We start from the raw sequence: 20,617 nt of genomic DNA, 5'->3' as shown, positions 1-20,617 counted from the left end.
ATGCATTCACTTGGCGACAAGGATATGACCTCATGGTCTATTGACATGGAAGCGAATTTGCTGACAATGTCGAATGTTTTGGAGAAATGGGTGGACTGTTCAGATCATGCTTTAACGCATAACCCCAATTTTTTACGTGAATATGTGTACGGTGAGGATCTTGAACGGTTTGATGCTTATATAGATAAATTATACTCTGGTCACCTATGTAATCTTGAGTATCGTATGCAGTTACCTGCAAAAGCGCTGAAGTGGGTTCAAAGTATAGGCACGCCCGTTTTTAATCAAGAGCATAAGGTTTGTCGAATAGATGGCGTCATCATAGATATCACGGAACAAAAAAATGCTCAAGCCCAGTTAGAGAGTAGCTTTTCTCTGTATCAGCAGATGTTTGCTACGATCGATGTGGCGATTTGGTCTTACGATTACGTATCACGGAAAATGTTATTCATATCGGATGCCATTTTCAATATCACGGGATATTCACCAGAACAGGCGAAGGAAGATGACTTTTGGCTAAGAATTGCTCCTAAAGAAGAGCGGCCTTTAATTCAAGAGATTATAACTACAGTGGGGCAAGGAATAAGCAATCTCAGTGAATATCGGATCATCCATGCCAGCGGTGAACTCCGATGGGTCCAAGTCAGGATTATTCCCAGTATGGATGAGACAGGGGCAGTGGTACGGCTCAATGGGATCTTAATCGATCATACGGAAAAAAAGCAGATGCAAGAGGTTCTATTAAAAAGCGAGCAGCGCTACAAATCCCTGTTTGACCATAATCCAGATATCGTGTGTGAATTGGATCTGCAGGGCAGCATTGTGGCTATCAATCCAGCGGCAGAGCAAATTACTGGAGAAGCTTTTAATAGATTCGGAGAGAACTTATCCATTGTGAATTTATTTGGCGCAGAGAATTCGCATATGATGTCTGATTATTTTGAGAAAACGGTTGGCGGAGTTCTGCAGCATTACACGGTTACTTCTGTCCGCGAGAATGGATTAGTTAACCATTGGTCGATGAAAAACATCCCTGTACATGAAAACAATCAAATTGTAGGTACCTTTGTTATCGCAAGAGATATCACTGCATCTGTGGAGGTGGAAAAGCGGCTGGCTCAGCGGGAGGCGGAGTACAGGCTTATTACAGAGAATATGGAGGATATGATTGGGGTTCTGGATCAGCAAGGGAACTTCATTATTGCTTCGTCCTCTTGTGAGAAAATTATTGGTCTTCCTGTAGGTTCAATAAAGAACACAACTATTTTGGAGTATATTCATCCTGATGAACAAGAAGTGTTGCGGGAACAGATCTTGGATATTTTTCGGACAAAAGTATGTAAGATGTTTTACAATCGGTTTATTCACATCAAAGGTCACATTATAGACCTGGAATGCTTGGGTACACCTGTTCTTGGTGAGGATGGAGAAGTAGTTAGTATTGTGATCGTAGCGAGAGACATTACAAAAAGGGTCCAGATGGAGAGTGAACTTAGAGAAAGCGAGGAACTCAATCGGCTGCTTATTGATATGTCACCTGAAGCGGTAGTACTCCATAGTGAATATAAATTCCTTTATGTGAATTTTTCCTGTTTAGGATTGTTTGGAGTTTGCAGTGAGGATCAATTGATTGGCACCTCTATTTTTAATTGGGCCCACCCGGACTATATAACGCTGGCTAGAGATCGGATGCGTGAAATCTATTATGGACCCAATCGGATATTAGCTCCTGTTGAACAAAAGGTCGTGCGGTCAGATGGATCTATTATCGATGTAGAAGTAACAGCTAGCTCAATTCTATATAAGGGTAAGGTTGCATGTATCTCTATCTTTAGGGATATCAGTGATCGGAAAAAAATTGAGGTGGAAAGACAGCTTACAGAGCAGATCATTCGGAACAGCGAGGAAAGGTATTTCAACTTACAGATGAGTCTTGATCAATTCTCGCAAGATTTGTTTGGTGCGATGAAGATCAGTCACATGGAACAACGATTACTGAAAGAAGTTAGAGAGGTCTTGCGGGTTACCAATATTTGTATGGTTGAAGTTGATGATAACCATGATAAAATATGCGAGATTATTGAGACCGAGCGGGGCTATTCACTTAAGATCGGAGAGTTCCGAAGAAAAAGCTATATTCTATCCATTAATGAGAAGTCTATTTTATTAGAAATAAGTTCTGTTCGAGTGTGGCTGAAGACGATTACCCGTTATGTTAGTGTGTTATTTGATAATTTTTTGCTCATAGAAGATCTAACTAAGGACCTTGAGTTAGCGGCTTCCGAGCAAGCTCCGACATGGTTGCTGCGCTTTATGTTTAATTTATCCGAGAATGAACGCAAACGGCTGGCTCAAGATTTACATGATTCAGCACTTCAAGAACAGATCATCTGGTATCGTAAGCTTGATAATTTTTTAAGTGATAAATCCGTTACGGGGGAACTAAAGGAACAGCTAGAACAGATCACAGAAGGTTTACTCGATGTTATCTATGAACTGCGGATGATCTGCAATGAGCTTAGGCCACCAGCATTAATCAATGAGGGGCTTGCTTCCTCACTTGAGACGTTGTTTGAATTTGCTCAGCTGCGGAACGACTATCAGATTTATTTTGAGTCAAACGCTTTCAGGCATAAGTTAAAAGACGAGATTCTAATAGGTCTGTACCGTATTGTGCAGGAACTTTTGGCTAATGCAGCTAAACATTCCTGTGCCACAGAAGTACGTATCTCCTTAGCTAGCGAAGGGCAACAGGTGCTTTTGGATTATGAAGATAACGGAATTGGAATGAGCCTTTTAGGAGAGGATTCTCTTAAGAGCATGGGGATTTATGGGATGAAAGAAAGGGTTCGCAGTATGGATGGGACCATACGATTTCTTTCGCCAGAGAATAAGGGATTAGCTGTCTTTATATCCATACCTGCAGATTAATCATGGGGCATAATAAGGGGATAGGGGTGTATTAGGCATGATTCGAATTTTGTTAGTGGACGACCATCCCTCTGTCATGGAAGGGACTAAGATGATACTGGAACAAGAGGGAGATATGGAGGTTACCCTAGCCAATTCAGCCCATGAGGCGCTTAACATGGTGGGTAGCCATACGTTTGACGTGATGCTGTTTGATCTTCATATCGCTGATGGGAATGGGATTGATTTGGCGAAGGAAGTCTTAAAAATAAACGCAGACGCGATTATCTTAATCTACACCGGATACGAAATTACAAACAAATTCAACTTGATGATCGAATCGGGTTTGTTTGGATTTATTTCAAAAACGACCAATAGAGAGCAGTTGGTTGCAGCAGTGCGTTGTGCTTTAAGGGGAGATGTCATTTTGCCTCATACCCTAGTTAAACAGTTAAGAAAAGTATCACCTAAAGGAATGGAGATTAATATTGACCAAGCAAACCCGAAGATAAGCAAAAAAGAGCATGAAATGCTGACAGAGATTGCAAAAGGAAAAAGCAACAAGGAAATAGCAGAGATTGTACTTATGAGTCAACGATCGCTGGAATACAGTTTAACGAGTCTGTTCCAAAAACTAAATGTGAAATCAAGAATTGAAGCGGCAATAAAAGCTAAACGACTGGGCATATTGAAGGAGTCCGATTTCAACAATTCACTATGAAAATTCGTAACAAACAAATAGATCAAAATCCCGTTCACGGTGCTGTGAGGCGGGATTTTTTGGTCTGCGCTTTTTTTGCGGGACGACGCAATATTTTTGCGTGGTCGCGCTATTTTTTTTCGGTTACCTTAATCTGCTTACCGTATATGATGAAATAGTTCCTAAGAATTACTAAAAAATGACTAACGCCAATGAGGGGCTGAGGAAAATGAAGTGGTTTTATAATTTAAGGACAGCAGTGAAGTTAATCTCCGCATTTCTGTTAGTATCCGCAATATTGTGCTTTGTAGGATTCTATGGAATTACGAATTTGAGTAAGATGGACCGCTCTATCGTGGACATGTACGAAAATCGCTTAACACCTATAGCTTATCTAGGAGAAGCGAATGAACTATTTTTAACAAATAGAATCAATATCCGTGATATAAACACGATGGCTAAAACAGCGGCAGAAAAGAAAGAATACGAAGATAAAATACATAAAAACGTTCAAAGTATTGAAGAGATCATGGGTAAATATAGCAAGACTGCGTTGAGGGAAGAAGAATTGGCGATAATGAAAGATTATCCTGAGATCTGGCAACGTTATATCACAAGTCTTGATGATACTATTGAAATTGATAAAACAAATATTAGTAATGAGAAATATACAAATTATTTGCGCGAAAGTGATTTGCAAACAGCCACAACAGAGCTGACTAACTTTCTGCAAAAATTAATAGACATCAATATGAAGCAGGCTCAAGGTTCGATTGTTAATGCCAATGACCTTTATCAGTCCTCTCGTTTGATTACGTTTAGCGTTACTATTGTTGCGCTGCTCATCAGTATTGGTCTGGGTCTTCTAATATCGCAGATCATAGCACGGCCTCTAAATCAAGTAATGCGCCTGCTAGGTAAAGTGGCTAATGGTGATTTAAGCGAAACGTCGAATCTGGAATCTAAGGACGAGATTGGAATGCTAGCTTATTCTGTTAATGAAATGGTTCTGAACCTAAGACGCACTGTTAGCGGCATTTCCTCTTCTGCGGAAAGTGTCTCAGCTGCTGCACAGCAAATCTCAGCAAGTACAGAGGAAGTAGCTAGTGGAAGTATGAGTCAAGCTAGTGCAGCACAAACGATGAATGAGTTGTTCCGAGAATTATCTGCGGCGATTAATTCAGTAGCCCAGAGTGCTGAACAGGCTTCTGAGCTTTCAGATCAAACGATGCGTATCGCTCAAGATGGAGGGATCGTGGTTAAGAACTCCGTACAAGGAATGGCAGTACTGGATACACAAATGTCTAGACTTGCGGAAGACTCCGATAAGATTGGTGAGATTATCGCGGTGATTGAAGATATTGCCCAACAAACAAATCTGCTTGCCCTAAACGCAGCGATAGAAGCGGCCCGCGCAGGTGAACAAGGTCGAGGTTTTGCCGTTGTTGCGAATGAAGTAAGAAAGTTAGCTGAGCGGAGCAGTGGGGCTACGAAACAAATCACGGGCATTATCAAAGAAATGCAGAAGAATACGCAGCACAGTGTAAATGCTGTAGTAGAAGGAGTAGCTTTTTCACAAAAAAATGGAGAAGCCTTTGAACATATCCTTACGATGGTGAACGATACCGCTCATAAAGTAACAGAAATTGCAGCTGCCAGTGAAGAACAGGCCGCACAATCGTCTGAGGTGATGTTCTCAATTGAGAGCATATCCGCCGCAACTGAAGAAATGGCGGCAAGCAGCAGTGAAACGGCAACGACCGCCAATGCTTTGGCTCAGCTAGCAGAAGAGTTAAATAGTCTGGTATCTATTTTTAAAGTTAAATAAACAGTGTCAGGGTATTATCATTGATAGGAGAGGAGAAGTAGTGCAAAAAATAAAGGTGCTCGTTGTAGCTGCTTCAGTAACCATGCGTAAACAGATCTCGAACCTAATTTCGGAGGATTCAAGCCTCGAGGTCATTGGAGTAGCTCGAAATGCATCCGAAGCGATCAGCATGGTTCAAAAACTCAGGCCCGATGTCGTGGCTATAGATATAGAAATGCCGGAATTGAACGGTTTGGTAGCACTCACAAGCATAATGTCTCAGCGGCCAACACCTATACTTATCCTGAGCTCCGCTACAAAGGATGGAATAACAGCAACCATTACTGCTTTACAAAATGGTGCAGTGGATTTCATATCCAAGCCGGCTCAATCTTATGGACCTGGTCTATACAGCATAAAAGATGAGTTATTATTCAAAATTAAGAAAGCCGCTGAAATTCCTTTAAGAACTCTTATTCTTAACAATATAAACATCTCCAAAGTGAAAGCTCGACAAGAGAAACAAAACAACGTTAAGAGTGGATGTACAGAAGTTATTGAGCAGATCGTGGGAATTGGATGCGGAGTAGGGGGGCCGAAGGCATTAGAAATCTTAATTTCCTCGCTCCCGGCGAGCTTCCCGTATCCCCTGCTGGTTGTTCAACATATGCCACCTAAGTACACAAAAGCATTGGCGGAACGACTGAATCGGTTCTCAAGTGTACGGGTGGTGGAAGCCAAGGACAAGCAATCGGTGCTCGGTGGAACCGTCTATATCGCTCCAGGTAATTCTCATATGACCATTATTCAGGAGGGGCAGGATCTCAGAATAAAACTTATGAAAAAGCCTGCAGTGAATGGACACTGTCCTTCGGTCGATATCTTGTTTGAGTCTATATCTGCACTAACTGGTCTACAGCAGCATTTAATCCTAATGACCGGAATGGGAAGTGATGGCGCCAAAGGGATGCTGGCTGCTAAACACGCTGGCGCCCAATCAACGCTAGTAGAATCGCAAGAAACTTCTATTGAAAGTGAAATGCCTGAAGCAGCCGCGAAGCTGGGTTGTGTGGATTACGAGCTGCCCTCGCATTTGTTAGCCTCGAAGATTATGGAGGTTACGGGGGAGCTGAGATACCGGAGGGATGCATTTCCATCGGTTTGAAGGGTCTTATTTTACTACTAAAAAAGCGTTGGCAGGATAAAATCCGCCAATGCTTTTTTGTGTTTCATGTTGACACTTTCAAGTGATAACAATTATCATTTACGAAGCAAGAGTAGAGATCATGTAACTCATCGTATACAAGGAGCGAAGAAGGAGAGGTTTGCGATGACTTTAAATATATTGAATATGGAAATTCATGATCTTTTTGATCAATTTACAGAACGGATAGAGGGGCATGTTGAACATAACCAATGGGAACAGCGGCTTACTATTCCTTCACATATTGGTAAGGGAAGCGTCACCCGTACACGGATTCGTCCAGGTATGGAGATTATGTATACGGACATAACTTACGAACAGGATATGAAGCTCCACATTCAAGAAGCTTGTCCGTTGTTTGAACTAAGCTATAATCTAAGCGGAGAAATCTATTGCGAATGGAACGGCAAGGAAAGTTACACGGATAAACAAATGGGCAATGTCCTTTTTCTAGAGGATGTTCAGGTGTATGAAGAGAAAAAAGCAGGTGTCCCCAATCAATTGCTGGAAATACGGTTTGCTCCTAGTGAACTGCTGAATTACGCCGGAGATTTATCGGAGACACAGCAAATGGAAACCTGGCTTAGACATCATCGTGGAAATATTGATCGTTATCCAGATACTGCGGCAATCCGAAAATGTGTCTCCGAAATGATCCACTGTACCTATCATGGAACATTGAGACGTTTATATATGGAGAGCAAAGCCCTTGAATTTATTGCTTTGTTTGGTGAGTCTGATGGTTACGGTTCTATTAGCGATAGTATGACGCTGCGGCATGATGATATTACTAATCTGAAGCGGGTACATGAATTGGTGCAAATCCATTTCGAACAACCGTTATCTATACGTGAGTTGGCTAAGCGGGTAGGTATCAACGAATTCAAGCTGAAAAAAGGCTTCCGCGAATTATTTGGCATGACGATCTTCGAGCTTGTACGTATAAAAAGGATGGAGAAAGCGCTCTGGTATATGGAGGTTGAAGGTTTGAATATAGGGAAAACAGCTGTTTCGGTCGGATATAGCAATGTCAGCAATTTCACGACGACCTTCCGTAAGCATTATGGCTGCAATCCAAGCGAATACTTAAAACGTATCGAACAACAGAGTTTGGAACGAAACAGGCTGTAGGAAGATTTGTAAATGCAGAAAGCTTAAAGCTTCAAGTGTTAGAACATAGGGTTCGGAATCGAACGTTATCTTCTGCATGCTTGAGGTTTTTTTGTGTTTGCTCCCTTATCAAGGAGTGAACCTCCCTTAACAGGTAGAGAAAAAGACCACTCTAAATGATAATAATTTCATAGATTGCAGATAAAAAGGTGGTCATACAATGGGACAACAACAAGTAGATTCACGCAGGTGGTATGCGCTGGGGGTTATTTTACTGCCAACATTACTTATTTCATTAAATACTTATATGATTCAAGTTGCGCTTCCATCTATGCAATATAGCTTGAACGCAAGCTTTTCGGAAGCACAGCTTATCGTTACCGGATTTTCGCTAGGATTAGCTGTGGCGTTGATTATTAGCGGAAAGCTTGGGGATATATACGGCAGAAAACGGATGTTGATGATCGGGGTGAGCGGGTTTACGGTCATGGCAGTGTTAGGCGGACTGACCTCAGATCCGGCACTTCTGATTGTTATTCGGATTGTGCAGGGATTGGCTGCGGCGCTTATTCAACCTCAGGTTCTATCTACGCTGCAGGTCAGTTTTCTGCCAAAGGAAAAAGGGCTTGTTTTCGGCATTTACGGCGCCATGATTGGCATTGGATTTGCATTCGGATTCATCCTCGGAGGTACTATTGTGAATTGGAATCCGTTCGATCTCGGTTGGCGGACAGTATTTTTTTTCAATGTGCCATTTGGACTTCTCGTCCTGCTGTTAATGCCGATTGTACCTGAAACACGGGCTGAGCAGGCGGGCAGTATTGATTGGACTGGAAGCTTCCTACTGCTGATCGGTTTGTTCCTGTTGATCTATCCGTTGTCAGAGGGACAAAAACAAGGGTGGCCGTTGTGGATTTTTGGCTGTCTAATGTTAGCTCTTTTCGTGTTGTTTACTTTTATCTGGGTTGAAAATCGAAAGGGAAAGCAGGGGACGTTACCGTTAGTCGATCTGTCTATTTTCAGAGATCGAACATTTAGCGCTGGTCTGGCAACCGTTCTTGTCCTTTATCTAAGTATGTTCTCTTTCTTTTTTATTTTGAGCTATTATATGCAATTTGGTTTGCACTATAGTGTTCAAGATACCAGTATGGTTTTCTTGCCTATAGGGATAGGCTTTTTTCTGACTTCCCTAATCTCTTCTCGAATGGTCAAAAGATGGGGGATGAGTGTACTTAAGATAGGAGCGCTGATGATGGGGAGCTGTAGTCTGCTGCTTATGTTAGAGCTAAATGTGGACGTTACGCAGCTGCTAGACCCTCGTAATATCCTACTATTATTGATATATGGTTTCGGTCTCGGAATGGCTACTACACCTCTAGTCAACGTTACGCTTAGTTCAGTACCCACAAAGATCACGGGTACGGGTTCAGGCTTGATCACTACCTTTATGTATTTTGCAAATTCGTTAGGAGTGGCGTTAATCGGTATTTTATTCTCCGCTTCGCTAAAGCATTCTCTTTTGGAAGCAGATCTAGCGGATTATGTAAGGGCGTTTTCCTTCTCATTAGCAGCAATCGGTGGACTTGCTTTTACTGGTTTTCTTTGCCTTTGTTTTTTGCGGGAGCGGAAATTATAGAGGAGGTATCCTGCTTTTTTACGCTGTGAGCAATCTAACAAACGAACGCTCTTCTTAGCTTTATAGTAATACCGAGTGATTGAATTCCATTTAATGTAACTCACTCCAAACCTATCAATGAGAAGGTGCCAGGATGTCCATACTGCAAGTAGATAATCTCTCGAAAGAATATAAAGGCAAAGGCAAAACGAATCGGTTTCGAGCGCTGAACGGGATTAGTCTTAGTGTGGATAGCGGCGAGTTTGTGGCGATTATGGGACCCTCGGGGAGCGGGAAAACAACACTTTTAAATATACTAAGCGGAATAGACACGGAGTATAGTGGGGTTGTAAGAATTGCAGATACTAGTATAAGTGAGATGTCCAAGAACGAGCTTGCGATTTTTCGCCGGCAGCGTATGGGATTCGTTTTTCAGGATTACAATCTGCTGGATAGTCTGACCCTACGGGAAAATATCATGGTGCCCATGGTGCTGGATGATCAAGAGGTAGAAGATATCAATGCCAAGACAGATGAGATGTTATCGCTATTCGATATGGATGAGGTGAAGGACAAATATCCTTATATGGTTTCAGGGGGGCAACAGCAGCGGGCGGCGATCAGCAGGGCGATTATAAATCATCCAGATGTGATTTTTGCGGACGAGCCGACGGGGAATTTGGATTCCAAATCCTCGAATACGGTGATGAAGACCTTCGCCAAGCTCAACACTCTAAAAGGAGCAACGATAGTGATGGTCACACATGATCCTTTTGCGGCCAGCTATTGTAATCGGGTGCTTTTTATCAAAGATGGGAAGGCTCTACTAGAGATTGCTAGAGAGAATAAAGAGCGCAGAGCATTTTTGGATCTGATTCTGGAGAACCTGGCCTTTATTGGAGGGGGAGAAGATGACCTTTAGGAGAATGGCATTTCAGATATTTAAGGCGAATCTTAGAAGATATTTGTTATTTTTCCTATGCAGCAGCTTTACGGTCATGATCTTTTTTACATTTTATTCGCTGTACAGTAATCCTGATTTTAATGACCCTTATCAAGTGAATGGGATGGTGTCAGGTAATTTATATGCTCCTTTTTTGGTGATAAGGGTGTTTGCTGTTCTGTTTATTGTATATGCTCAAATGGCCTTTTTAAAATTCAGAAAAAGCGACTTTGGGCTATTAATGGTACTTGGAATGACAAGCCACAATATCCGCAAAATCATTTTGTTCGAGAATAGCATGATTGCTTTAGCTTCGATTCTTACCGGTCTAGGCACAGGGACAGTTTTCTCCGGTATTTTTTTCTTTATTGTTTCGCTGTTTGTAAATATTGGGGACAGTGCTTTTATACTGACGCCGGATAGTTATCTGTATACCATTAAATTCTTCGCGGTGATTTACATAGTGGTGATTGCAGTCAATTTGCTACTAACTTTGCGATACAGTATTTTACGTCTTTTAAAAGAGTCCAGAACCGCAGAACGCAACCTGATTCATGGGAAAATCACCGGGGTCATCGGAGTTTTACTCTTGGGAATCTCCGTTTATAATATGCTCACTCATTACAACCCTTCCGATGCTCGCATGATGTTAATAAATCTGGGGATTAGTATGTTAGGCGTTTATTTGCTACTGTCAGGACTTGGGGACTGGTTGAAACTTTTTATATCGCGATCAAGCAAAGCATATCACAAGCACCTGCTGTTTAGTTCCAATTTGATCTATACCCTTGGTCGTTCCAAAATAGTGCTTTCTCTTATCACCTTCCTCGTTTTCATCACGATTTCTCTAAGCGGGATTATTTTTTATTTGACCTGGAATGCTGAGGATATTCCGATTGCAAACAATCCATATGATATTGCCTATTCAGAAGTATTCGGAAAAAATAACATCTCACCAAAAATACTAAGCGAGATCACGGATCATGGCACCACGCCGCTGCTTTCACACCAAAAGCTGGAGTATATCGACTTGTTTAATTTCAAAATATTTCTGGACCAGAATATAAACGCATTAATCGGCACTGATTATCATGTGGAGAAAGATCACTTTCTAAATCTGGCCATAGTTGCACAAGGAGAAGAGTGGAAGAATCAAAGACCGGAAATGCCCACCTTTGATCTGATGCTTGCTTCCGGGAAGCATACGCTGTATTCACAAGGTATCCTATTTGACATGGTATTTAACCCTGTGCCGAATCTAATGAATGGTCTTCATATCATTGTAAACGAAGAGGATTATATGGCGCTAAAAGCGGAAAATAAACAAGCGATCGGTAATCTTCAGCTCCTGAATTTTAAGGATTGGAAAAAAACTGCGGATATAGATGCTAAGTTAAATGCCGCTTTAGCCAAATATAATAAAGACAATACAGAGTCCTGGTATGGCAATGAGCGGCAAGAGGCCCTCGTATTCTCTACGAAGTCTAGAATAAGTGACTATCTACAGTTACAGGAGTCTGGCCGATTTGGAATCTTCGTAATTTCATTTGTTGGTTTAATATTTTTCGGCGCCTCCGGGATAGTGCTGCATTTCAGTATTCAGACCGATTTAGAGCGTGAGCGGATCAAATTCAGGAAGCTGAACAAGATTGGAATTACTTCTAAGGACGTGGCCCGCATTATAGGCGGCCCTTTAAAAGTGCTGTTTTTTCTCCCGTATGCATTAGGTATTGCATTGTCTTCTTTTTATGTTGTTAGTTCTTCCAGGGTTGAAATGTCTGCAGCTCTGGAGCCGATGTGGTTTTGTTTGTTAGTAGGCGGAGCGTATCTTTTATTTCAAGTCCTCTTTTATCGTATATACACCAAAATATACACTCGCAATATGCTGGCACATATTCAGCTACTCGATATTCCTTTAATAGAACAAAAGGAGATTTCAATTTAATCCCAAATATGATAATATTGGTGCACAAAACGTGGGGGGATTCCATTTGAAAAAGATTTTTTCCAGAATTGCAGTCGCATTAATGATCTTGACCCTTGTTGCGATAGTCACTTGCTTTTATATTGGTGAATTCACCTATGCGTATGGATTAATTTTGGTGCTGTTTTTCGTATTTGCGGGGATGGGGCAGCTCTATAAGCTTAAAAATGATGAGTATATGTACAAAAAACTAAATAACGCCGATGAGTATAATGAATATACTAGATGATATAAATTCAACAGAAACTTCTTATGTATAGCCAAACACCCCACTTTAGACAGTGCCTAAAGTGGGGTGTTTTTGTATGTGCCTATGTTTATTTCTTACCGTTGCGTTCAAGAATCATATCTACGAACAGATCAATCTGTGCGGTAATCGCAATCGGATCATAGCGGTAGTAGGTATCAAAATCATTGTAAAATAGATGATCGTTCTTCGCAGCATCAAGTCCGTTCCAAACTGGAGATTCCTTCAGTTCTTTCAGCTTATCCCCTTTTTTGTCAGGATCATAAGTGGTGAGGAACATGTAGTCAGCTGCATATTCTGGCAATAGCTCCATGGACAGCTGCAACGTTTGGTTGTCGTTGCTGTTCTTAGTAGGCATTTTTAGCTTAAGTGCGTTATAAAGGGCTTGTCCACCCCGGCCAGCATTATTTCCGAAGGTCCATAGCTCCCCTTTATCAGTCAGCTCATAGATTCCAAAAGTATCATTTTCATTTACGACACCTTTAAGCTTCTCGCGGCCTTCAGCAGCCTTTTTCTCAAAGTCAGCAATAAATTGTTCAGCTTTGTCAGGCACACCTACAATGTCACCGAACAGTTTAACAGTTTCATAGATATTTGTAGCGGTTCCGTATGGAATATGAATGGTTGGAGCAATTTTGGATAAAGCATCGTAGTTATCATCGTACATAACGACGATCAGGTCAGGTGTAAGTTCCAGAGCTTTCTCGGCGTTAACTGGAGCACCGACATCTTGTGTATTTGTGAGCAGGTCTTTCAAGAAGGGATTATCAAAGGTACTAGGTTCGACACCTACTACATTTGCTCCTACGGAGAGCAACTCCCCACCATAATAATCTGTAATAATCCGTTGTGGTTTTACAGGTATCTGTACAGTACCTTTAGTGGTTTCATAGCTACGCATTTCAGCAGTTGAAGCCTCAGGAGCAGCCGTTGGCTCAGTGCTTGGTGCTGTAGTTGCTTCTGTTGTTGCTGTTGGTTTATTAGATGAAGCATTGTTCGTTCCCCCGCAAGCTGTCACAAATACAGACAATAACATTATGAGTGCCAGGATGGGGAAGAGGGTCTTTCTTTTTAGCATGATAAACCTCCCTATATATATGTACCAATAAATAATAATGATAATCATTATCACTATTATTTTCAATTTGAACTTTATCAAATCCTAGATTTCCTGTCAATGCAATAAAATAAATGCCTCCTATTAAATCTATCTATTGCCAAACCTAGGAAGGCTCATTTACAATAGCATAGTGATAATGAGAATCAATTTCATAGAAATAAGGTGGCATTCATGAATCAACAGATATCTTCCAAGATTAGACCTAATAAAGGGTCAGCCATACAAGAGTTCCGTTCACGTCCTTGGGCTGCCACGTTAATCTTGGTTGGCGGTCTGGTACTATTAGCACTAGGTATCGCTGTTTCAGTCTCCTTCGGAGCGGCTGATATTAAACTTTCTGTGGTGTGGGCAGCCGTGTTTCACTTTAATCCGGAGATCATGGATCATCAGATTATTAGAGAATTACGATTACCCCGTGTACTTGGCGGGGCCATGATAGGGGCCAGCTTTGCAGTTGCGGGTGCCATTATGCAGGGGATGACCCGAAATCCACTCGCAGATTCAGGTTTGATGGGCATTAACTCAGGCGCAGGATTTGCGCTGGCGCTTTGTTTTGCATTTTTCCCGAACCTATCGTTTATGTATTTGATCCTATATTCCTTCGTTGGTGCCGGAGTAGGGGCTGGGGTTGTGTATGGGGTCGGTTCATTGGCCAAGGGAGGGCTGACTCCTGCACGTCTGGTGTTGGCGGGTGCTGCTTTTAGTGCACTGCTGTCAGCACTGAGTGAAGGGGTAGCTTTATATTTTCACATTGGGCAAGATTTGGCTTTCTGGTATGCGGGAGGCGTGGCTGGGACGAAATGGATTCAGCTTAAAGTCATGTTCCCTTGGATAGGAGCGGCGTTAATAGGAGCTATGGTATTATCCCGGTCGATTACAATGCTCAGCCTAGGTGACGATGTTGCTAAAGGGCTAGGCCAGCGCACAGGGCTTGTTAAGCTGGCAGGGACTTTAATTGTATTGATTCTGGCTGGATCATCAGTTGCCGTAGTAGGAGCCGTTGGGTTCATTGGACTAATTATTCCCCATTTGACCCGTTTTTTTGTAGGTGTGGATTACAGATGGATCATTCCATGTTCAGCTATTCTAGGCAGTCTGCTTGCAGTATTTGCAGATTTAACAGCGCGGATGATTAATCCCCCTAATGAAACGCCGCTGGGAGCCATTATTGCACTGATCGGTGTACCTTTCTTCCTTTATCTTGCACGTAAAGAAAGGAGGGAACTGTAATGATAGAGAAAACTTCATTCGATTCCTTCCAAGCCGCCAAAAATAAACGTGGCTTAGTTATAATGATTATTTTAGCTGTACTGATTGTTATTGCTTTTATTATTAGTATGAATACAGGATACATACGTTTGACACCTATGGAGCTGCTTAATACGTTATTCGGTAAAGGGACGGATAAGCAAGAGTTAATCTTGTTTCAATTTCGGTTACCGCGTATTGTGATCTCCGTTCTGATAGGCGCAGGTTTGGCTGTATCCGGAGCTGTGATGCAGGGCGTCTTTCGTAATGCTTTGGCCGACCCCGGCATCTTAGGGATTAACGCTGGCGCAGGAATTATGGTTATGCTGTTAATTTCTTTTTACCCAACGGCAACCGCGGCTCCGGTGTATCTGCTGCCTATGGTAGCGTTTGTTGGTGCGGCAATTACTGCTGCCTTGATTTATGTCTTAGCTTATAAACGGCATGAAGGAATAAAACCCATGCGCCTGTTGCTGACTGGTGTAGCGGTTGCAGCTGGAATGAGTGCAGCGATGATCGTGCTGACTCTTCGGCTGGATCCGGAGAAGTATCAGTTTGTGGCTACTTGGCTTGCCGGGAGTATTTGGGGCACAAGCTGGAAGTTTGTACTTTCTTTACTACCATGGATCGTAATTCTCGTGCCGTATGTCATCTATAAAGCAAGGGTAATGAACGTCCTTAATTTGGGTGAACAGACAGCCGTAGGACTTGGGGCTGCTGTAACCAAAGAACAATTCCGGCTTCTTGCCGCTGCGGTTGGTCTAGCTGCGGCAAGTGTTGCTGTGAGTGGCGGGATTGGCTTTGTCGGACTTGTCGGCCCCCATTTGGCGCGACGGCTAGTTGGACCCAAACATCAGCTCATGCTGCCAACCTCAGCGCTGCTCGGCTCACTGCTAGTCATTATAGCGGATACCATTGGACGCTGGATCTTACAGCCATCTGAGATCCCCACTGGAATCGTTGTTGCTGTAATTGGAGCGCCATACTTTTTGTATTTGCTAGCCCGTACTAAATCTTGATGAAAGAAGATGGTCACTCACCGGAAGGAGCGAATTTTTACAATGTTGCGTCGTTTTTTTGCTTACTATAGACCCTATAAGGGATTGTTTATTCTTGACTTCTCCTGTGCTATTGCTGCTGCACTGCTGGAACTAGTCTTCCCGCTGGCCGTTAACCGGGTAGTGGATGATATGCTGCCAAGTGGGAATTGGAAATGGATTCTCTATTCTTGCCTCGGTTTGCTGGGGATCTATATCGTCAGCGCCTTTATGCATTTTGTCGTCACTTATTGGGGGCATAAGCTGGGGATTAATATCGAGTCGGATATGAGAAAAAAGCTGTTTGATCGTGTACAGAAGCTCTCTTTCAACTTCTTCGATAATAATAAAACAGGCCATTTGGTCTCACGGATGACAAATGATCTGATGGACATCGGTGAGATTGCCCACCATGGTCCTGAAGATTTATTCATAGCAGTGATGACGCTGCTGGGTGTATTCGGTATCATGCTTAGCATTAATTGGCAATTAGCGATTCTGACCTTTGTAATTGTCCCGCTGATGATTTATTTATCCATGTACTTCAGTCGCAAAATGTCCAAAGCGTTCCACATTATGTTCGCGGACATTGCTGACTATAACGCACGCGTAGAGAACAATGTAAGCGGGATTCGTGTTGTGCAAGCTTTTGCTAATGAGAATCATGAAATTTCCCGCTTTGCAGTTAATAACGAACGCTTCCGTATTACGAAGCTAATGACCTACCGAATTATGGCTTGGAATTCATCCTTTAGCTTTGTGCTCATGAAGCTGGTCTCGTTATTCGTTCTTGTGTGCGGAACCTATTTTGTAATCCAGAAGCAGATGACCTACGGTGAATTTATTGCCTTTGTGATGTTGTCTAATGTCTTCTTAGGACCTTTGCAACAGATTAATTCGGTCATTGAGACCTATCCTAAAGGGATCGCTGGTTTCAAACGTTATCTTGAACTGCTGGAGACGGAGCCGGATGTTGATGACGCAAAAGACGCTAAGCCAGTGTCTCATCTGTCAGGGAATATAACCTTCCAGGATGTAGCTTTTGCTTATAGTGATAAAGAAAAGGTGTTAACCAATGTGAACTTATCGATTTCAGCAGGAGAGACCGTTGCGCTTGTGGGTCCATCCGGTGCTGGTAAGACAACACTTTGCAGCTTGCTGCCACGCTTTTACGATGTAAGCGAAGGCAACATCTCTATTGATGGAATAGATATTCGCTCCATGACGTTGGAATCACTTCGTTCCCATATCGGGATTGTACAACAAGATGTATTCCTGTTTGACGGAACTATCCGTGAGAACATTGCTTACGGCAGATTGGGAGCTTCCGATGAAGAAATCTGGGAGGCTGCAGGGCGCGCTCAGCTGGAAGAACTGATTAAATCTCAGCCCGCCGGGCTGGATACAATGATCGGAGAGAGAGGCGTCAAGCTTTCTGGCGGTCAGAAGCAGAGGTTGTCCATCGCCCGGATGTTCTTGAAGAATCCGACGATTCTCATTCTGGACGAAGCTACATCTGCACTGGATACTGAAACGGAGTCCGCTATACAAGAGGCGCTCGCAGAGTTGTCTGAGGGACGCACAACACTTGTTATTGCTCATCGCCTTGCAACGATCAGAAATGCGGACCGGATTGTTGTCGTTGCGGAAGGTGGCATCGCAGAACAAGGTAAGCATGAGGAACTGCTGCAGACTGCCGGAATTTACAGCCGATTGCATGAAGCGCAGTTTGGAGCTTAAGTAGCTGAAGGGATCACTAGAATATAATTTTGGAGGGACACAATGAATAAACAACTGGAATTATACGATGTAACCATTATTGGTGGCGGACCTGCTGGGATGTATACAGCTTTTTATAGCGGAATGAGAGACTTGAAGACAAAGTTAATTGAAGCGAAGGATGAGCTCGGAGGAAGAATGCTTATTTATCCCGAAAAAATGATCTGGGATGTAGGAGGCGTAACCCCAACTCTTTGTCATCAACTAATCGGTCAGCTCAAGGAGCAGGCTCAAACCTTCGATCCGACTATTGTGCTGGGTCAGCAAATTATGAATCAAGAGAGACAAGAGGATGGAACGTACATCCTGACCTCTTCTACTGGGGAACAACATTGGACCCGCACAGTCATTTTGGCCATTGGTTACGGAATTCTGCAGATGGCAAAGCTTGAAATTGAAGGTGCAGATCGTTATGAGGTGACAAATCTTCATTATACCGTTCAAGAGCTGGAGCCGTTCCGCGGTAAAAGAGTGCTAATCTCCGGTGGAGGCAACTCCGCAGTAGATTGGGCGAATGAATTGGAGCCTATCGCTGCAAGTGTGACGATTGCACATCGTCGTGAACAGTTTGGCGGGCATGAGAAAAACATTGTACGGATGAAGGAATCCTCAGTCAATGTCCGTGCGCCATATGCAGTAAGCCAATTACACAGCAGTAATGGTGAAACGATAGATCAGGTTACGATCAGTCATATAGAGACAGGTGAAACAGAGCAGTTTGAAGTGGATGCTGTCATTGTGAATCATGGTCTGAAAAGCGATTTTGGTCCGTTAAAAGAATGGGGTCTTGATATGGGCGAGTGGTGTGCGAATGTAACCGATAAGCTGGAGACCAATCTTCCGGGTATATTTGCAGCAGGTGACTTTGTGGATTATGCAAGCAAGGTTCGTTTGATCGCAGGTACTTTCACTGATGCGGCTCTGGCGCTTAATAGCGCTAAGCTGTACATAGACCCAACCGCGGCCAAAGTCGCTTACGTATCTTCTCACAATGAACGGTTCAAAGAGAAGAATAAAGCGCTTGGAGTCGTTGACGACCACTAAGGATAGAGGCTTCTCAAACCATAAAATCTGAAGTTTTATATAAGGCGTATAGGGGATCTTATCCATTTCGAGCGGAGAGAAACCTTATACGCTTGCTTTATATTTTATGGGTTATTAAGTCTAGCAGTCTGGAAGGGAGCAGGAATGAAGCTATCAAATAATAACCCGGTTCATAGAATTTATCTGTTAAAAGAGGTAGGGAAACGCCAATGCGGCGGCGGTCACATCAGTAAACCCCAAATTGCCCAGTCCCCACTCTTCCTGACACCAATAGAAGCTATCATTCAAATAACCATAGAAGGAGAGACAGTATCTCTTAAAAATGGTGAAATTCTTTTTCTAAGCGCAGGTGCGACATATCAAATTAATGCTCCATTAGAGACTGTTATCTCTGTTCTAGCAATTTCCTATGAGGTATATGGGCTAAGCAATAGCACGGAGCAAGAATTGGTCTATGGACTTTGCCGTGAAATTTTTCCGGTCAATGGGATTTTACCTATACGTACGACGAATAAAATAACCCGCTTATTCAGCGAATTGGAAGACGTTGCTGCCAATAATTTAGAAGCACAGGCAGATAGAATTCAATCCTTGCTGTATCAGCTACATCAACTTGTCGTAGAGGCTGACGCTGAAGCAGACATTACGGATAGTTCATATTTCAGAATGCTCTCTTATATCCACCAGAATTTCCAAAGGGAGATTACGCGGGAGATGATGTCTCGAATAATGGGCTTCAATCCTCGTTATTTCTCAGTATGGTTCCGCAAGCAGACGGGTTGGAGCTTCACCGAATATGTAGCTCATTTAAGAGTAAATAAAGCGAAAAAACACTTGATGTCCAGCAAAGCAACCATACAGGAAATTTCGCAAAAAGTAGGCTATACAGATGGACTATATCTGAGCCGCAAATTCAAGCAAGTCACCGGGATGACCCCAACAGAGTTCCGTTTGCGTCCCAAACCGAAGCGGATAGTAGCGTTGCAATTTTTAGGGGATTTACTTGCGCTGGGTGTGAAGCCTGTCGCAGTTGAAGAAGATGTGATGAATTACTCCTTGCTTTTGCTGCCGGAACTGGCGGGTGTACGATCATTTGAGCTGCAGGGATGTCCGGAGGAAGCGGAATGGCCTGGGCTGGAAGCCGATTTAGTTATTGCACCAACCTATCTGAGCCCCCGTCAGCTTAAATGCATGGAGAAGTTGGGGCCACTAGTTACGGTAGAGTGTGATAAAATGGACCGCCTGGAACAGATTCGTTTGTTCGGCAGACTGCTGGGTGAAGAGGAGCGGGCAGAGGCATGGATAAGGCACTATCATTTGAAAATAGATTTGTCCAAGCAGCGCTTGTCCTCACTAATTGAATCTGGTGAAACGGTAGCGGTGTATGAGATTAGGCAAGATAACAGTATTTATATCTGGAATCATACAGCCCGAGGGGTGTACAATCTGTATCCAATGCTGGGGTTAACTCCACCGGACAAGGTAAGGTCAGATGTTCTGGAGCGGAATGATCATTTATGCATCTCACTGTCGGAAATGCCAATATATGCGGCTGACCATATGTTTGTGGTCGTATCAGGACAAGAGGACTGGATGTCGAAGACGCGTAAACGGATTAGTAAAAGTGCGGTTTGGCGCAATCTTCCAGCATTCAGGAATGGACGCATATATTACCTGAAGCTTGAGGAATTTTGGGGCAGCGAAGGGCTTGCGCTCGAACGCCAATTGGAGATACAGACAGATTTGTTAACCGGCCATAATTTAAGCTGACAATCGTCCATAACAAAATTGATGTATTAGCGTGTATATATGTTTTCCCGCGGAGACGGTATATTAAATAAAGATCTAAATGATATTGATTATCAATAT

Annotated in this window: 15 protein-coding genes; 14 read left to right on the top strand and 1 reads right to left on the bottom strand. The window is 42.9% G+C overall.

The genetic code is table 11. The features are described from left to right. The 9 genes from MHH50_RS21390 (at nucleotide 1) to MHH50_RS21350 (ending at nucleotide 12,502) form a co-directional block, all read left to right on the top strand. Complete coding sequence (locus tag MHH50_RS21390; protein WP_340033359.1) at nucleotides 1-2,931, top strand: PAS domain S-box protein; 2,931 nt, start codon at nucleotides 1-3, stop codon at nucleotides 2,929-2,931. A 37-nt stretch (nucleotides 2,932-2,968) separates the two neighbouring features. Then, nucleotides 2,969-3,631 (top strand): response regulator transcription factor, encoded by a 663-nt coding sequence (locus MHH50_RS21385; RefSeq protein WP_076219667.1) that lies wholly within the window; start codon nucleotides 2,969-2,971, stop codon nucleotides 3,629-3,631. A gap of 208 nt (nucleotides 3,632-3,839) precedes the next feature. Then, nucleotides 3,840-5,438, top strand: a complete 1,599-nt coding sequence (locus MHH50_RS21380) for a methyl-accepting chemotaxis protein (protein WP_076129498.1) — start codon at nucleotides 3,840-3,842, stop codon at nucleotides 5,436-5,438. A gap of 40 nt (nucleotides 5,439-5,478) precedes the next feature. Continuing rightward, the gene (gene cheB / locus MHH50_RS21375) at nucleotides 5,479-6,582 is read left to right on the top strand and encodes a chemotaxis-specific protein-glutamate methyltransferase CheB (protein WP_076129499.1); all 1,104 of its coding nucleotides are present in this window, start codon (nucleotides 5,479-5,481) and stop codon (nucleotides 6,580-6,582) included. 165 nt (nucleotides 6,583-6,747) lie between these two features. Then, nucleotides 6,748-7,752 (top strand): helix-turn-helix domain-containing protein, encoded by a 1,005-nt coding sequence (locus MHH50_RS21370; RefSeq protein ID WP_076129500.1) that lies wholly within the window; start codon nucleotides 6,748-6,750, stop codon nucleotides 7,750-7,752. Nucleotides 7,753-7,951: 199 nt separating this feature from the next. Next, nucleotides 7,952-9,367, top strand: coding sequence for an MFS transporter (locus MHH50_RS21365; protein ID WP_340033358.1), 1,416 nt, complete (start codon nucleotides 7,952-7,954; stop codon nucleotides 9,365-9,367). A 133-nt stretch (nucleotides 9,368-9,500) separates the two neighbouring features. Next, on the top strand, nucleotides 9,501-10,268 hold the full coding sequence (locus MHH50_RS21360) for an ABC transporter ATP-binding protein (protein WP_340033357.1): 768 nt from the start codon (nucleotides 9,501-9,503) through the stop codon (nucleotides 10,266-10,268). A gap of 4 nt (nucleotides 10,269-10,272) precedes the next feature. Further along, a complete protein-coding gene (locus MHH50_RS21355) occupies nucleotides 10,273-12,234 on the top strand; it encodes an ABC transporter permease (RefSeq protein ID WP_340033356.1) in 1,962 nt (653 codons plus the stop codon). A 46-nt stretch (nucleotides 12,235-12,280) separates the two neighbouring features. After that, complete coding sequence (locus tag MHH50_RS21350; RefSeq protein ID WP_340033355.1) at nucleotides 12,281-12,502, top strand: hypothetical protein; 222 nt, start codon at nucleotides 12,281-12,283, stop codon at nucleotides 12,500-12,502. A gap of 88 nt (nucleotides 12,503-12,590) precedes the next feature. On the opposite strand, the gene MHH50_RS21345 is transcribed toward MHH50_RS21350, so the two are convergent. Beyond that, nucleotides 12,591-13,598, bottom strand: a complete 1,008-nt coding sequence (locus MHH50_RS21345) for an ABC transporter substrate-binding protein (RefSeq protein WP_340033354.1) — start codon at nucleotides 13,596-13,598, stop codon at nucleotides 12,591-12,593. 213 nt (nucleotides 13,599-13,811) lie between these two features. Between MHH50_RS21345 and MHH50_RS21340 the strand changes: the two genes are divergently transcribed. From MHH50_RS21340 to MHH50_RS21320, 5 genes are all read left to right on the top strand, one after another. Beyond that, nucleotides 13,812-14,870 (top strand): iron ABC transporter permease, encoded by a 1,059-nt coding sequence (locus MHH50_RS21340; RefSeq protein WP_076129506.1) that lies wholly within the window; start codon nucleotides 13,812-13,814, stop codon nucleotides 14,868-14,870. Further along, nucleotides 14,870-15,907: an iron ABC transporter permease gene (locus tag MHH50_RS21335; RefSeq protein ID WP_076129507.1), complete on the top strand. Its 1,038-nt coding sequence runs from the start codon at nucleotides 14,870-14,872 to the stop codon at nucleotides 15,905-15,907. The genes MHH50_RS21340 and MHH50_RS21335 overlap by 1 nt, the downstream gene beginning before the upstream one ends. Nucleotides 15,908-15,949: 42 nt before the next feature. Continuing rightward, nucleotides 15,950-17,665: an ABC transporter ATP-binding protein gene (locus MHH50_RS21330; RefSeq protein WP_076104415.1), complete on the top strand. Its 1,716-nt coding sequence runs from the start codon at nucleotides 15,950-15,952 to the stop codon at nucleotides 17,663-17,665. Between the two features lie 42 nt (nucleotides 17,666-17,707). Continuing rightward, a complete protein-coding gene (locus MHH50_RS21325) occupies nucleotides 17,708-18,748 on the top strand; it encodes an NAD(P)/FAD-dependent oxidoreductase (protein ID WP_076129508.1) in 1,041 nt (346 codons plus the stop codon). 144 nt (nucleotides 18,749-18,892) lie between these two features. Next, nucleotides 18,893-20,518, top strand: a complete 1,626-nt coding sequence (locus tag MHH50_RS21320) for a helix-turn-helix domain-containing protein (protein ID WP_339168925.1) — start codon at nucleotides 18,893-18,895, stop codon at nucleotides 20,516-20,518. The last annotated feature ends 99 nt before the right edge of the window (nucleotides 20,519-20,617 follow it).

Origin of the sequence: Paenibacillus sp. FSL H3-0302 (assembly GCF_037982245.1) — a bacterium.
GTDB lineage: Bacteria > Bacillota > Bacilli > Paenibacillales > Paenibacillaceae > Paenibacillus_AQ > Paenibacillus_AQ odorifer.
Note: the sequence above shows the minus strand (reverse complement) of the source record. Positions and strands in the feature narration are given on the sequence as shown.